The organism is Terrimonas rubra, from assembly GCF_042686025.1.
Lineage (GTDB): Bacteria > Bacteroidota > Bacteroidia > Chitinophagales > Chitinophagaceae > Terrimonas > Terrimonas rubra.
Map to the genome: position 1 here is coordinate 669,998 of NZ_JBHUOZ010000003.1, position 15,268 is coordinate 685,265.

General features: G+C 41.9%; 15 protein-coding genes and 1 tRNA gene. 7 read left to right on the forward strand and 9 right to left on the reverse strand.

Features of this window, described 5'->3' with window-relative positions; translation table 11 throughout:
• Window positions 1-12: 12 nt before the first annotated feature.
• The 6 genes from ACFS6H_RS12230 to ACFS6H_RS12255 all read right to left on the reverse strand — a co-directional run bounded on the left by ACFS6H_RS12230 (window position 13) and on the right by ACFS6H_RS12255 (window position 3,798).
• Window positions 13-726, reverse strand: a complete 714-nt coding sequence (locus tag ACFS6H_RS12230; protein ID WP_386098924.1) for a 2OG-Fe(II) oxygenase — start codon at window positions 724-726, stop codon at window positions 13-15.
• A 149-nt stretch (window positions 727-875) separates the two neighbouring features.
• A complete protein-coding gene (locus ACFS6H_RS12235; RefSeq protein WP_386098927.1) occupies window positions 876-1,025 on the reverse strand; it encodes a hypothetical protein in 150 nt (49 codons plus the stop codon).
• 139 nt (window positions 1,026-1,164) lie between these two features.
• A complete protein-coding gene (locus tag ACFS6H_RS12240; RefSeq protein WP_386098930.1) occupies window positions 1,165-1,758 on the reverse strand; it encodes an NAD(P)H-dependent oxidoreductase in 594 nt (197 codons plus the stop codon).
• Between the two features lie 78 nt (window positions 1,759-1,836).
• Window positions 1,837-2,661, reverse strand: a complete 825-nt coding sequence (locus ACFS6H_RS12245; protein WP_386098933.1) for an AraC family transcriptional regulator — start codon at window positions 2,659-2,661, stop codon at window positions 1,837-1,839.
• A gap of 200 nt (window positions 2,662-2,861) precedes the next feature.
• Window positions 2,862-2,943 (reverse strand) — tRNA-Leu (locus tag ACFS6H_RS12250).
• Window positions 2,944-2,991: 48 nt separating this feature from the next.
• Window positions 2,992-3,798: a 2,3,4,5-tetrahydropyridine-2,6-dicarboxylate N-succinyltransferase gene (locus ACFS6H_RS12255; RefSeq protein WP_386098936.1), complete on the reverse strand. Its 807-nt coding sequence runs from the start codon at window positions 3,796-3,798 to the stop codon at window positions 2,992-2,994.
• A gap of 152 nt (window positions 3,799-3,950) precedes the next feature.
• Between ACFS6H_RS12255 and ACFS6H_RS12260 the strand changes: the two genes are divergently transcribed.
• From ACFS6H_RS12260 to miaA, 4 genes are all read left to right on the forward strand, one after another.
• Window positions 3,951-4,523, forward strand: coding sequence for an L-threonylcarbamoyladenylate synthase (locus tag ACFS6H_RS12260; protein WP_386098939.1), 573 nt, complete (start codon window positions 3,951-3,953; stop codon window positions 4,521-4,523).
• A gap of 21 nt (window positions 4,524-4,544) precedes the next feature.
• A complete protein-coding gene (locus ACFS6H_RS12265) occupies window positions 4,545-5,960 on the forward strand; it encodes a CCA tRNA nucleotidyltransferase (RefSeq protein WP_386098942.1) in 1,416 nt (471 codons plus the stop codon).
• Between the two features lie 194 nt (window positions 5,961-6,154).
• Window positions 6,155-6,718: an IS1096 element passenger TnpR family protein gene (locus tag ACFS6H_RS12270; RefSeq protein ID WP_386098945.1), complete on the forward strand. Its 564-nt coding sequence runs from the start codon at window positions 6,155-6,157 to the stop codon at window positions 6,716-6,718.
• A gap of 89 nt (window positions 6,719-6,807) precedes the next feature.
• The gene (gene miaA / locus ACFS6H_RS12275; protein WP_386103575.1) at window positions 6,808-7,692 is read left to right on the forward strand and encodes a tRNA (adenosine(37)-N6)-dimethylallyltransferase MiaA; all 885 of its coding nucleotides are present in this window, start codon (window positions 6,808-6,810) and stop codon (window positions 7,690-7,692) included.
• Window positions 7,693-7,759: 67 nt separating this feature from the next.
• Here the strand turns inward: miaA and ACFS6H_RS12280 are convergent, their stop codons facing one another.
• The 3 genes from ACFS6H_RS12280 to ACFS6H_RS12290 all read right to left on the reverse strand — a co-directional run bounded on the left by ACFS6H_RS12280 (window position 7,760) and on the right by ACFS6H_RS12290 (window position 12,334).
• Window positions 7,760-9,355 (reverse strand): hypothetical protein, encoded by a 1,596-nt coding sequence (locus ACFS6H_RS12280; protein ID WP_386098948.1) that lies wholly within the window; start codon window positions 9,353-9,355, stop codon window positions 7,760-7,762.
• Between the two features lie 366 nt (window positions 9,356-9,721).
• A complete protein-coding gene (locus tag ACFS6H_RS12285; protein ID WP_386098951.1) occupies window positions 9,722-11,296 on the reverse strand; it encodes an OmpP1/FadL family transporter in 1,575 nt (524 codons plus the stop codon).
• A 150-nt stretch (window positions 11,297-11,446) separates the two neighbouring features.
• Complete coding sequence (locus ACFS6H_RS12290) at window positions 11,447-12,334, reverse strand: hypothetical protein (RefSeq protein WP_386098954.1); 888 nt, start codon at window positions 12,332-12,334, stop codon at window positions 11,447-11,449.
• A 466-nt stretch (window positions 12,335-12,800) separates the two neighbouring features.
• On the opposite strand from ACFS6H_RS12290, the gene proS reads away from it, so the two are divergent.
• The 3 genes from proS to ACFS6H_RS12305 are packed head-to-tail and all read left to right on the forward strand — an operon-like array spanning window position 12,801 to window position 15,225.
• Window positions 12,801-14,279 (forward strand): proline--tRNA ligase, encoded by a 1,479-nt coding sequence (gene proS / locus ACFS6H_RS12295; protein WP_386098957.1) that lies wholly within the window; start codon window positions 12,801-12,803, stop codon window positions 14,277-14,279.
• Between the two features lie 50 nt (window positions 14,280-14,329).
• Window positions 14,330-14,761 (forward strand): hypothetical protein, encoded by a 432-nt coding sequence (locus tag ACFS6H_RS12300; RefSeq protein ID WP_386098960.1) that lies wholly within the window; start codon window positions 14,330-14,332, stop codon window positions 14,759-14,761.
• 11 nt (window positions 14,762-14,772) lie between these two features.
• Window positions 14,773-15,225: a hypothetical protein gene (locus ACFS6H_RS12305; RefSeq protein WP_386098963.1), complete on the forward strand. Its 453-nt coding sequence runs from the start codon at window positions 14,773-14,775 to the stop codon at window positions 15,223-15,225.
• Window positions 15,226-15,268 lie beyond the last annotated feature (43 nt).

Genomic DNA, 15,268 nt, shown 5'->3' on the forward strand with positions numbered 1-15,268 from the left:
GTTGATTTACCCTTAGCTGAGTCCATCATGAAATATAATGCCGAGGCTATGCCTGTTACCACTGTGAAGCGGGCTAACGCCATGCTTCATATTTACCCTGTAATAACCTTTGGTTCCCTTTACCGGCCGAAAATTGGTAGTAAAGATGATCATGTCACCACGGTTAGGTTTTAATACGTTTGCCTTTGATTGTGCACGGGGTATTTGCTCGGTTATTACAAATTCGCCTCCGGTATAATCCTTATCCGCCTGGTCAAGCATAAAGACCAGCTGCATCGGGAAATATATCTCCCCGTATAAATCCTGGTGCAGTGTATTGAAACCATCCTTGCCATACTTTAAAATGAGGACTGTCGGCTTTTCCTGCCCGTGTTCCCTGCAAAGTTTTGTCATGGCTTTATGTGTTGCGGGAAACTGTTTGTCAATATTCAGTTCCTGCATCCATTGATTAGCAACAGGGGCTATTTCCGCGTAAATTCTTTCCCGCATTATGGTAATCAGTTCCGGCAATGGGTACCGGAAATATTTATACTCACCCTGCCCGAAACGATAACGCTCCATGCTGATTGTTTTCCGGTAGGTATTGTCTGTATTGTATCCGGTAATGAGCGCATCGCATTCTTTTTTACTAAGCACATCCCGCACAATTACAAAACCTCTGTCGTGTAACTCTTTTGTGATTGCCGGCCAATCTTTAGCGCCTAATCGTGTTTCTATATTTTCCACTTTGTGATTTTTTAGTGGTATAAAATTAGATGCAGGGACTGGGGTATTAAATCCGAAAATTGCGGTTTTTAGTAAATGGGCTGCTAGGTAACAAAGGAAAAATCCCTGCTTTGGACAGGGATTTAAGTTGTGCGCCAATCGGTGTTACTTTATTTCCAGGCCATAAAGCCTTCATACGCAAAATACAGTATGGCAATATAAAAGCTGTATTTAAGGAATTTTTTTATTGTTTTGTAAGTAGCAAACACATAAGGGTTGTACACTGATTTGTCGAAAGTTTTTTTTGTTACTTTTTCCATTTTAAATTTTTTAAGGGGTAAATAATTGATTATTGTTTTTCTGCTTCAGCTTTTAAATTGCTTAGCCAAATATCCGGCGATTGTTCGGGTCCGTTCTGAATTTTGCCTGCATTCATGAAACCAGCCATCCTTCCATGTCTTATGAGATCTCAACCTTGTTTGCGGTGTAAGTCTTAATAATTGCAGATTGCCATGCTTCAATAGTCCCGGCTGATGCACGGTCGGCACGATCAAAAAAGAAATGCTGCTTAATATCGAAGCCGCAGTAGGTATAAATACCCTTGTCTGAGGTTAATGTTAAGGCATCATGCATGCCTGATGCCTCATATTCTACTTTTGATTTTCCATGCGAGTTGATAATGTATGCCGACTTTCCGTTAAACAGACCCTTTTGCACGCCTTCATCGTACCGGTAGGCAAATCCATAGCTGAATACCCGGTCAATATAACCTTTCATAATGCCAGGCATACCTGTCCACCATATCGGGTAAATAAAAGTGATTGCTTCTGCCCAGGTGATGTACTCCTGCTCTCTTTTTACCTCATCGCTAACAATGCCTCTGCGTTGCCCGGCAATGTCTTCAAGGGATAATACTGGGTAGAAATTAAGTTGGTACAAATCCCTGACTACCACCTCATGGTTTTGTCGCAGGAGTGTTGCTTCAACGGTCTGCCTGAAGAGGTGGTTTAAACTTGTGGTATTGGGGTGGGCATAAATAATAAGATGTTTCATTCTTTTTGTTTTTAAGTAATTGAACAAAACAAAAGTAGAATGACAGCGGGCGGAAAAATTGTAAGAAAACGAAAAGGCTTATTCAGGAGAAGCCTGGCAAATATCCTGCTGAAACCTCACAAAGTTTTTTGGAGACAGGTTGATGAAGTGTTTAAAATCATGGATAAGCTGGCTTTGGTCGTAATAGCCGCATGTAGCTATGATCTCAAACCAGTCAATGTTTTTAGAGGATAAAAGAATGTCCTGGATCAGCCCGATTGCTTTGATAAAACGCTGGTATCGGCTCACTTCTTTTGCACTATATCCAAAATGTTTTTTGTGCATCAGCTGTATATTCCTTTCGGTCTGCCCGGTTTCATCTGCCACAGACTTGATGGGGTTTAATGTATCGTCTTTAAAGTTCGCCAGCAAAGCGGCAGTACTGTCCTGCAATCTCAGATAAGGTCTGCAAAAATCAAGGATACGGTCTGCCTTATCTTGTGTATTGGTGATGCTATTTAACTGATGCCACAAATAGGTAAAGCAGTTTTCTTCCATTACTTCGTCAGGGTTTACCGGCAGGTGGCCGGAAAGAAATGCTCTGCCGAAAAAGCGGTAAAACGCATCACCTTTAAAATTGGCCACTAAAATCTGCGCTCCCGGGGGAAGGGTATAGTCAAATGCAGACTTTATGGGGCCAAGCACGATACATTTATCTACTTCAATTTCGTTTTGTGCACCGGAAACAAGGCGGGCTTTAGTACCGAAGTTAAATACCATAATAGTTTGAAAGGATGGCAGCAGTGTTTTAGTCAGCGGACCTGAAGAATTATTCTCTGCATAATAAAAATGAGAGAATACTGGTTCAAATTCTTCCGGAACCGGCAATCTGTAATTGTGGTATGTATGATCTTCTGGTATCATTGATTATTATTCTGCCGCTTTATGAAATGTCCGGTCACCAGGAAATTCAATAACGGGTGATGAGTACATTATTATTGAATGCAGGAATATAAAACTTCTTATCAATTAATCTGATCCCCTGTGAACCTTAAACCGGCAATAAAAGGGGAGGGGCTTAAACTAAAAAAACCTTGCAAACTGTTGTTTACAAGGTTTTTCGGTGCCCGGGACTGGATTCGAACCAGCACACCTCGCGGCGCCGCCACCTGAAGACGGTGCGTCTACCAATTTCGCCACCCGGGCAACGGGCAGCAAATGTAAATGTTTTTTTATTTGCTGCCGAAATATTTTTTAAATACTTACATTAAAATCTCGCAAAGCATCATTTAAGCTGGTTTTTAAATCCGTACTTGCTTTACGTTTGCCTATAATTAGCGCACAACCCACACTGAATTCGCCGGCCGGGAATTTTTTAGTATAGCTGCCGGGAATTACCACGCTGCGGGCGGGTACACGGCCTACCAGTTCCACAGGGCTGTCACCGCTTACATCAATAATTTTAGTGCTCTTGGTCAATACTACATTGGCGCCCAGCACAGCTTCTTTTTCTACGATCACTCCTTCTACCACAATACAACGGCTGCCGATAAAACAGCCATCCTCAATGATCACGGGTGAAGCCTGTAAAGGCTCCAGCACACCGCCAATGCCTACACCACCGCTTAAATGTACATTCTTGCCAATCTGGGCACAACTGCCTACCGTAGCCCATGTATCCACCATGGTACCCTCATCTACATAAGCGCCAATGTTTACATAGGAGGGCATCAGTACCACATTACGGCCCAGGTAAGCGCCATAACGGGCTACGGCATGAGGTACGGCACGAACACCCAGGTCTTTATAATTTTTCTTCAGTAACATCTTATCGTAAAACTCAAAAGGTTCTACATCCCAGGTTTGCATAGGTTGTATACTGAAATACATTAAAATGGCTTGTTTTACCCATTCATTTACTACCCAGCCGGTTTCGGTGGGACTGGCCACACGTAAACGGCCTTTATCAATATCTTCAATTACGGTATGGATGGCTTCCGTATACTCCACATCTTTCAGTAACTCCCTGTCGGCCCAGGCTTTTTCTATTATTTCTTTCATGTTTATAATTTAAAATGATGCTTACAAAAATACGCACATAAAGCTAAAACCGGAGCTGAAAAACAGGCGGACGTTAAAATTTTACCGGCCCATGTTTTATGATGCGCAACAGCTTTCTGCTATTATCTTTGCCGGGCTAAAACAATGAGTATATGGCGGTGTTTGATACCGATATAAAAAATGCAGTGGCTGTTTTACGGGAAGGGGGTACTATTCTCTATCCCACCGATACCATATGGGGTATTGGCTGTAATGCGGCAGATCCGGCTGCAGTGGAAAAAGTATACCAGGTAAAGAACAGGCCTGCCGAAAAAAGTATGATCATCCTCCTGGCGCAGGAAAGGGATATATTACAATATGTGGCCGCGCTGGACCTGGCTGTATTTGATCTCCTGGATCAGCAGACCAAACCTACCACGGTTATTTACGACAATGCCGTTAACTTACCCGATAACCTGGTTAACCAGGATGGTTCTGTTGCCATCAGGGTAGTACAGGATGAGTTTTGCCGGCATTTAATAAAACGCTTACAACACCCGCTGGTATCTACTTCGGCCAACCTGAGCGGGCAGCCTTCGCCTGCAAACTTTTCACTGATCAGCGATGAAGTGAAAACAGCTGTAGATTATATTGTACAATATAAACAGGATATTATTGCTCCGCAGCAGGCTTCCACCATTTTACGCTGGCATGCCGATGGTACGCATACCGTAATAAGGCCATAAGAAACTACTATTTTTGCAACAATGGATATCAGCTGTACTGAAAAAGAATTATTTGTATTTAATAAAATAGCCGCCGCAGCCCATACATTGGGTGTGCCGGCCTATATAGTAGGAGGCTTTGTACGCGATAAACTCCTGGGTCGTGCCACTAAAGATGCTGATATTGTTTGTATAGGCGATGGTATTGGCCTGGCCCATGCCGTGGCCGAACGGTTTAACCCGGTGCCCAAAGTTTCTTTTTTTAAAACCTATGGTACCGCACATATCCGGGTAGGTGACTGGGATATTGAATTTGTAGGGGCCCGTAAAGAAAGCTACCGTACAGAATCGCGTAACCCGGATGTGGTACCCGGCACACTTGCCGATGACCAGAACCGGCGCGACTTTACTATCAACGCTATGGCCGTGAGTCTGCAAAAAGAGTCTTATGGAAAGTTAATAGACCCCTTTAACGGCAGGCTGCACCTGGTAAGCAAAACCATTATTACACCGCTGGAACCGGAGCAAACCTTTAGCGATGACCCCTTGCGGATGATGCGGGCCATCCGTTTTGCCTCGCAGCTACAGTTTACTATTAACGATGATACTTTTGCGGCCATTAAAGCCATGGCCCCCCGTATAAAAATCATTACACAGGAACGTATTACCGAAGAGCTTAATAAAATTGTGGCCAGTGCTAAACCGTCAATCGGTTTTGACCTCCTGTATCAGTCGGGCCTGTTAAAGATCATATTCCCCAAAATGGTTGACCTGGCAGGTGCCGAATATGTGGACGGGTATGGCCATAAAGATAATTTTTACCATACGTTGCAGGTATTGGATAACGTCGCGCAAAAGTCAGATGACCTGTGGTTACGCTGGGCAGCTATTCTACATGATATTGCCAAGCCCGCTACCAAACGTTTTGAGGAAGGCCATGGCTGGACCTTTCACGGCCATGAAGTAGTAGGAGGAAGGATGGTGCCAAAGATCTTTGCGCAATTACGTTTACCTCAGAACGAAAAAATGCGTTTTGTAAAAAAACTGGTGGAACTGCACCTGCGGCCTATCAGCCTGACCAAAGAAAATATCACCGATTCGGCCATCCGCCGTTTACTCTTTGATGCGGGTGAGGATTTTGATGCCCTCATGCAATTATGCGAAGCAGATATTACTTCTAAAAACAAACAAAAGGTAAAACGTTATCTCGATAACTTTAAAATGGTGCGGGAACGTTGTATTGAAGTAGAGGAAAAAGACCAGGTGCGTAACTGGCAGCCGCCTATCGATGGCCAGGAGATCATGACCATGTTCAACTTAACGCCTTCCAGGCCCGTAGGTGTTTTAAAGGATAGTTTAAAAGATGCCATCCTGGACGGGCTGGTAGCCAACACCTACGAAGCCGCGAAAGAATTTTTAATAAAAAAAGCGGAAGAAATAGGTGTGAAGCCTTGCTGATAGTTTTTATCGTACACGGATAGCAAGCGGTTAAAAAATCACTATCATCATTGTAGGCACATCCCGGTTTGGCAACAAACTTCTTCTGGTACATTATTTGATCATTTTTAAGCCTGGTTATCAGGCATTTTCCGTTGTCGTTTGTCTACTTGCCTAATGCATTAATTATCTAATTATCTGTTTATCTTTGTTACATGGCAATTTTAAAGTTTAGAATTTATTTCGAAGAAGACGAAAGTATTTACCGTGATATCGTGATCAAACATACACAGTTGTTCAGTGAATTGCACGAAGCCATCCTGAAAGCGTATGAGTTTGACAGCAAACACCAGGCAACTTTTTACCGCAGTAATGATAACTGGCAGCAGGGGCGTGAAATTACCCTGGCGGTATATGATAAAACATATAAAGCGCCGCCATTGTTAATGAGTGAAACAACGATTGGTTCAGAAATTAAAATTCCGAACCAGCGTTTCCTGTATACCTACGATTTTAATAAAAACTGGTCATTCCTCGTAGAGCTGATCAATGTATCAAAAGAAGAAAGCGCCAAAACAACTTATCCATCCGTTGCCCGTAAAGAAGGTATTGGCCCCAGCCAGTATGGCACCAAAGGTTTATTAGGCGAAAAATTTGCCGATGTGGAAGAAAAGTATGACCTGTCCCAGGTAGGCGAGGGCTTTGGTGAAAAAGATGAGGATGGAGAGGATTATACCAGTGAGGATAGCAATGAGGTGGAAGGCGGTGAGGATGAATGATCACTTCCCCACTGTATATATGAACAGAACAGCCTTTTATTACCTAATATAACTTATACACTATCACGCAGCAACAAACAGTTATTGTTATAGCCGGCCCCACTGCTGTGGGTAAAACGGCTGCAGCAATACAGGTGGCACAACAACTCAATGCCGAAATTATTTCGGCCGACAGTCGCCAGTGTTTCCGTGAACTGGATATTGGCGTTGCCCGGCCTGCTGCGGAAGAATTACAGGCGGTACCCCATCATTTTATTGCCTCACATAGTATTCACCAGGCAGTAACTGCGGCCGATTTTGAACAATATGCCCTGGATAAAACGGCTCAATTATTCCGCAAAAACAACTATGTGGTCATGGTGGGCGGCACCGGTTTATATATCAAAGCCTTTATAGAAGGGCTGGATCTTATTCCCGATATTCCTGCAGACCTGCGGCAGGCGATCATTACCCAATACAATCAACAGGGGTTAAGCTGGCTGCAGCAACAGGTAGCCGCAAAAGATCCGTTGTATTATGCAACGGGCGAAATACAAAACCCGCAGCGTTTAATGCGGGCGCTGGAAGTAATAACGGCCACAGGTACTTCTATTACACAATTTCAAACCCGTAAAAAACAAACCAGGCCTTTTAATATTATCCGGTTTGGACTGGAGTTGCCCAGGGAACAACTGGTACAACGTATTAATGAACGGGTTGACAGGATGATGGAGCAGGGACTGTTATCGGAGGTTGAGCAATTATTACCTTACCGGCATTTAAATGCCTTACAGACGGTAGGCTATAAGGAGCTGTTTGATTATATGGATGGGCTGCTCAGTTTACCCGAAGCTGTAGAACGTATTAAGATCAATACCCGGCAATATGCCAAGCGGCAGATGACCTGGTTTAAAAGAGATGAAGCTATAGAATGGCTTAAGCCTGATGTCAGTTTAGCCAGAATTTTACAAGATTTAGGTAAGAATATTATATAATGCGAAAATGATTTTGGGATAGCCTTTGTATTCCCAAAATCATTTTTTTAATTAAAAATCAATTTTATCAGGGTTTAAACCTGGGTTCTATAGTAAGTGATATTGCACCTGTACTTATTTCATTGGTCCTGGCATATTTTAATCCTCCGATAGGGTCTCTTGGGGGCCTTCTTAGCGATCTCAAGCCACATACACTTTGATGGCGGTCTATTACCACTTCTTTCATAACCGGATCGCACCAATAAAGTATAGCTTGTCCCAAGTCGTCTGAACCATTCGTAATTGAAAGGGTATAAGTGGCAGAGGCTGTATTAGTGGTAGATGTTCCAAATTTTCCACCTTCTTTTTCATCTCCTGAAGAAAAGTTAGTACCCAGTGTTGCCGAAGTTGTATACGATATAGTTGTAACACTACTGGGGTCATATTCAAATACAGAGAATTTCCAGATATCACCTTGGCGTTTAAAATTCCAAACCGCAAGTTCTAAGGGATATCTCCCCGATAAAGGTTCATATAGTTCATATGCCAATGGTGTAGGGTTGTCAGCATCAGTCGTAAAAAAATTAGTCTTATTTAATGAAAGTCTTTTTTTTAATGGAAATACGGGATCGTTATCTACTGTTAAAACGGTTATGTCAAAATCAAGAATACTTCCATCTGTAGCATCATCGAAACTATGGCGGTTCATTAAATTATCACACTTTATAGAAGTAATATATTCCCGGTACGAATAATTTAAAGGGCCTTGATTTACTCCTGTTGTTGGATCAATTCCATAATATACATAATCTCTCACCGTTGCTGTATTTTCGGGACAAATCGGGTTGTATATATTCTTTTCAAAGGCTTCTACAACTTTTGTATCAAAAGTTGAATAAAGACCAAGTCTGTCACAAGCGCCGCCTAATATCCTGTTGTTAATAGGGATGTTTTCGGAAATTGAAAATCCGCTAAGAGCTGATTCGGTTTCATGTTTTTTTATTGTTGTAATCCGTTCATCTGCAAAATAATATGAAAACAAGTCTGTTTTTAAAAATGGTTGCGGCGCATTACTGAAAGAATAACCGGCGAGCTTTTTTGTGTTGAAATTATATGATTCGTTAGTTAATATTACCCCTTCATTATCCTTTATAATGATAAGTGGTATATCAATTTTCTGAGAGTAAGACAGTTCTACTTTTTCATTTTTAGTGCTGCTTGCGATTAGCGGGTAACCATTTTTCTTATCGGTTATATTGCGGATTGCAACGAAGGGTATAAGTTTTTCCGTATCCCACTCTTTAGCAGAGAAGTTTGTTAATTCGGGAACCAGTATCGTTAATAGGGGAACGGATTTTTCGATATCGTCCATTGATACTTTTAAGTTCAAGTATTTTGCAATATCATTAAAATAGGATTGTAAATTTTGCCCCTTGGTTATAATATTTGTTTTTACTAAAGGGTAAAATACGTCATAATCCAGGTTAAATTGTTTGGAAGCCTCTTGTTTTAAAAATGCTCTAAATTCTTTTTGAGTAACAGCTTCTAAAACTATTAATTTAAACTGCTCCTTTGCAGATTTGGGCGAAAGTTGAATATTTTGTTTCGAGTTACTAACTGATTCCTTTTTCTTGCACGAAAAAAGAACGACCGTAATGCTAATAAGCAAAAATAATTTTCTCATTTGGTGGGAATTGGGTTTAATGGAATAATTGTGTTTATCTTGATAAAACTAATACATTATTAAACCGAATTATTACTTCAGGGTATTGATGAGAAGGATTAGAAGAATGATCCATTTATAAAAAATTGTGCCTCACAATATTTGCTTTTTTTGAGATAGATTTTTTTGATTTTAATCACAAAGAAAGTATGGATACTTATTTTTTAGGTTTGATTTAAACGGCCCGTCAGAAGCTTAAATGTATTGGTTGAGGATTGTTGCAATATAAAAAAACTTGTTCCGTATAAAATGGAACAAGTTTTTTAATTTATTAAAAACGTGATAATGCGTCTAACTATCTTTTACATATAATTTTGATGCAGTCTGTTATATTTTAATACCAAAGGTTAGCGAAATATTGCTGCCGGTACCACGCAGGTTGGCAAAGGTGTTAGGCTTATCCGATAAACGGTAGGGAAAACTTATATCTTTTTGTAATGCATGCACATAAGTAAGGTCTACAAAAAAGCCTTTGTTACGGTATCCTAAACCGCCGCTGATAAACATTTGATTGGCCTTTAAAGCTTTATCCGCATAAGGATTTCCGTAATAGGCAAAGCCTAAACGGGTCATTAAGGTGGTAAACTTTAACTCGCCACCCAAACGGAAATTAAAGGCATTTTTATAATAATCTTTTATTACCCCGTTTTCTGCGGTGTACTCATAACCATCACCGCCATCTTCTTCGCTGATTCCCCTAAACTTATTGCTTTTATGCGTTACATACTCAATATCGGCTGTAATAAAACCACGTTGTTTGCTCACATCCTCTACTTCGTGTAATACATAGGCACCGCTTACCATAAAACGCCAGGGCGAAGTAAGCTCGTATTTATAGGTGGGCTTTTGACCTGAGTTTAAATCCCTTGTGACATTAACTTCTTTTGTACCGCTATTATAGGCTTCAGTATTAACTCTCAATGTAGCATCATAACCATCAGTAAGCGAATACCAGGTGGGGGTGTGTACAGTAAGCCCAACACGAATCAATTCACTGGGTTTAAAAATTGTACCCAGTTTTAAATTAAAACCGGCACCACGGGTACTGTAGCTTTCTTTTAATTCTGCAAAATCAAAATTATTATTGGTATTACCGGTAGCATCTGTTTCCAAAAGAGTTGTGTTTCGTTTATAGTTAACAATCGGAATACCCAATGAACCACCAATATATACTTTATCATTATAATTTGATGCAAACCCTAATGCAAGGTCTGTAATACCTCCAGAGGTTTCAATAAACCGATCCTGTTTTACAAAAAAATCACCCCCATTATGTATCAAATCATATTGGGATAATGCACCAACAACAGTTTCGCCATTTTGGTCAACAATAGGATCAATTAAATAAGTATAGATGCCCATTTGTGTACCATATGATACTGTTTTGTTATAAAGCATGTCTTCCAGCGTTTCCCCTGACTGCTGACTTCTGGAAGCAGCCTCCGATGCATACACTTCTCCAAACGAGCTAAAATCATTATACCCGGTATAGGCTATCTTATTATTAAAATTAACGGTACGGTTTACACCAATACTGAAGGAACTGCTGCGCCACTTACTTTGGGTGTGCTTGGGCCATCCGAATACAACACCGGTAGGTCCCAGGCCAAATTTCGATTCATTGGAGGTAGTATCAGTTCCCCGGAAGTTTCCTTTGTTTTTCAGAAAATTAAAACCCGGCGATACCACGATATCTGTGGTTTTATAAAATCCAAGGCCGGCAGGGTTGCTGTACAGGGCCGATATATCGCCACCCAGGGCACCCATGGCACCACCTACCGCGTTAATACGGGCCGATTGGTTGGTGGGACCCCATGAATATTTTAATACATCTTCCGGTACCTGGGCCATAGCGGTGCCGGCAAGTAAAGACAGGCAAACTATTCCGCTTAACTTTTTCATTGTATGCATGAATCTGTAGTTGTAAATCCTTGTTAACAAAACTTGTTTATGTGCTACCAGTGTGTAGCCAAACGACATGCCAATCCCTGTCCGGTTACCATATATAATTTTCGTAGCGCCGGCACATGTAAAACTGATGCAGTTTGGAAATTAGTTTCTGCCCGGTCTGCTTACACCACCGCCTCCGCTGCTCCTGCTGCCACCACTGCTTCCCGACGAGGAAGAAGATGATGAGGAAGAAGGCGTGTAACTGCGGGAGTTACTTGAACTTGACTCAGGACGGTAAGTATTGCTGTTGCTGTTACCCCTTGAATTATTGTTATAATTATAGTTTCCGCTGTTGCTGGTGTACCTGCCGCTGTTACTGTTGTTATAATTGCTATAACCTGTTGTATTGGTACCACGGTAAGAGTTTGCTAAACGGTTACTATTGCTGTTTTGATAGTTATTGCCTAATACATTACCACGTACACGGGCATTATTACCATTGTTGGGTATGTAGTTATTACGGTTAAAAGCTACCGGGCGGCTGTTTACCACACGTGGCTGATGACTACCGCTGCCTCCGCCTACCACTATGATACCAGGATGGTAACCACCCCAACCGCCCCAGCTATTCCAGCCGCCACCGGCCCAGCTACCGTAGTAACCACCACCGTACCAGCCAAAGCTGCTGTAAGGGTTGTAAAAGCTATTCCATCTCCAGTAGTTATTCCAGGGACTGTTCCACATAAACGGATCAGAGTAGTAGAAAGAGTTATATCCGTAAGGCGAGTTAAAATAATAATCATCCAAAGCCGACCAGGTTCCCCTGTTGGCTACACGCATTCTCAGGTAGCGGTCCTCGTAATACTGGTCGCTGCCTTCGTACATACGGCTGTCACGACGGTCCTGGGCCTGTACATATTCATCCGGAGCTTCTTTTGTTGGAGAATAATATACATCGTCAGGTGTTTGCCCGGCGCGGTATGCAGATGAACAGCTGGTGAATAAAACAGCTGCCAATGCTATAGTTGAGAATAAAATTGATGGTTTCATTGTAATAGTTTAGATGATTAAAATCTATTTTTGCAATTACTCGGTATAAAAATACGACAAAAACGGCGTTTAACCGTATTTTCAAATACAATACCTTGTTAAAAGTATGAACACCTGTTAGTGTGTTGACAGGGGCATTTACCGGTTTTGTGGATGGCTGCTACTGTTTAACCCAAAATGATGCTGTTTGTTCACTCATTTACCGGTAGCCGGGGTGTATTTTTTTATGAAACCGGCTGCAGTGCCCTGATCCGGCTTATCTTGCGTCGCACACTTGTACTTCCTGTTCCCTTGTCACCAGATAAGAACGGTTTACAACGAAAAAGACAGAAATGCAGGTGAAAAACTGCCAACAGTTGAGCAATGTTGTTACAGCCGAATGGTGCGACGCAACAGGCGATGATGGTAGCTATACAGCTGACCAAACAAAAAATAAAAAAAAGAAACAGATTTTATAAACATAATTATGAGCAAAGAAATAACATCGAGGGCGCAGGATTATTCGCAATGGTATAATGACTTAGTGATCAAAGGAGAACTGGCCGACTATTCGGCAGTAAGGGGCTGTATGGTAATTAAACCCTATGGTTTTGCCCTGTGGGAAAACATGCGGGATGCTTTGGATAAAATGTTCAAAGATACCGGTCACGTGAATGCTTATTTCCCGCTTTTTGTTCCTAAAAGCCTGTTTGAGGCCGAAGAAAAAAATGCCGAAGGTTTTGCCAAGGAATGTGCGGTGGTCACCCATTACCGTTTAAAGACCGATCCCAACAATAAAGGCAAATTAATGGTCGATCCGGAAGCTAAACTGGAGGAAGAACTGGTGGTTAGACCTACCAGTGAAGCCATTATCTGGAATACTTATAAGACCTGGATACAGAGCTACCGTGACCTGCCTATACTGGTAAACCAATGGGCCAATGTGGTGCGTTGGGAAATGCGTACCCGCTTGTTTTTACGTACGGCCGAGTTTTTATGGCAGGAAGGGCATACGGCACATGCTACCAAAGAAGAAGCCATTGAAGAGACCGTGAAAATGCTGCATGTATATGCCGATTTTGTGGAGAACTGGATGGCCTTACCCGTGATAAAAGGGGTGAAAAGTGAAAGCGAACGTTTTGCCGGCGCGGTAGATACTTATTGTATCGAGGCCCTGATGCAGGATGGTAAAGCCTTACAGGCCGGCACCTCCCATTTCCTGGGCCAGAATTTTGCCAAAGCTTTTGACGTAAAATTCTCCAATAAAGAAAACCAGCTGGATTATGTATGGGCTACCAGCTGGGGCGTAAGTACCCGTTTAATAGGTGCGCTGGTAATGGCACATAGCGATGATGAGGGATTAATATTACCTCCTAAAATTGCGCCTTTACAGGTAGTGATCGTGCCTATTTACAAAGGCGATGAGCAAAAGAAAATAGTGGACGAAAAAGCGGATGAGATATTGGCGAACCTTAAAAGCCTGGGTGTGCGGGTGAAATATGATGATAACGATAATACCCGCCCGGGCTGGAAATTTGCCGAGTACGAAAAGAAAGGCGTACCCGTACGTATCACCTTAGGCGCCCGCGACCTGGAGAACAGCCATGTAGAGATTGCCCGCCGCGATACAAGGGAAAAAGAACTCATTCATACCGATGGCCTTGCCCAGTATGTGGACGGGCTGTTGCGTACCATACAAAGAAATATGTATGACAAAGCCAAACAATACCAGCAGGAACATATTACCGAGGCCAACAGTAAAGAAGAGCTGATAGAACTGCTGGACAACAAAGGTGGCTTTATTTCAGCGCATTGGGATGGTACTCCTGAAACGGAAGAAGCGATTAAGGATGCCACCAAAGCTACCATCAGGTGTATACCACTGGATAATAAACAGGAGGCCGGTGTTTGTGTATGGTCTGGTAAGCCTTCTGCACAAAGGGTTTTATTTGCCAGGGCTTATTAGTATTTATGTGAGAATTATAATATCTTACAACCTAAACCTTTAAATTTTGTATGGATAATCAACATGAGCCAACCTTGTTTGGGCTAAAGTTTGACGAAAATACCAAGGCAGAAATAAAGTCCATTGCCACCTGGGCTGCTTTTATCAGTTATACGGTATTCGGTTTCCTCTTCCTTTTTTTCCTGGGCCTAATATTTGGCGGAAAAGCCGTTGTGGAAGCTTTTAAACAATCCGGACAGGTAGATGCCGGTACAGCAGGCATGGCCGGCACTATGGTGATATTGGTGGCGGGCTTTATAATGGCCATTTTTGGCGTGTGGTTTTATTTTTTGTTCCGCGCTTCACAGCAGTTTAAAAAAGCCGTTACAACCGGCAATGTGTATTCATTTAATGAAGGCGTAAAATCGCTGAATACCTACTTTATTATTGCTGTGGTGTTTACCGCCTTATCAGTATTTACCGGATTTATTGGTTTATTTTAAAACAACAACTTATGTACGATCAGCAGGAACAACAACAGTCTATTTTTGACGATGCCGCCCTCGAAGTACAGGAGCGGTCTTCCATACTTAAACTATCTAACTATACCCGCATATTCAGCTTTTTAACCCTGGCAAGCGGTATCATTGGTTTAATATCGTATTTTAGGGACCTGGGACGCCCCACACCGGTTATGGTAGAAGGGTACGGTAGTTTTTTTACCGGGCAAACCAGTATCATCTTCCCCATCATCAGTTTACTGATCAGTGCGGTGAATTTTTATTTTTTATACAAATTCTCGCAGATATCCAAGTCGGCTATTGAGAAACTGCACCAGGAAGAGTTAAATATCAGTTTCAATTTCCTGGCCACTTACTTTAAGATCACCGGCTTTATTATCATGCTGATATTAACAGCTGTGGTATTAATATTTCTTTTCTTTGGCCTGGGACGTTTATTGGCTTAAATAATAGTGTAAGAAATTTTATAACGGGAATGTAACCGTGCAT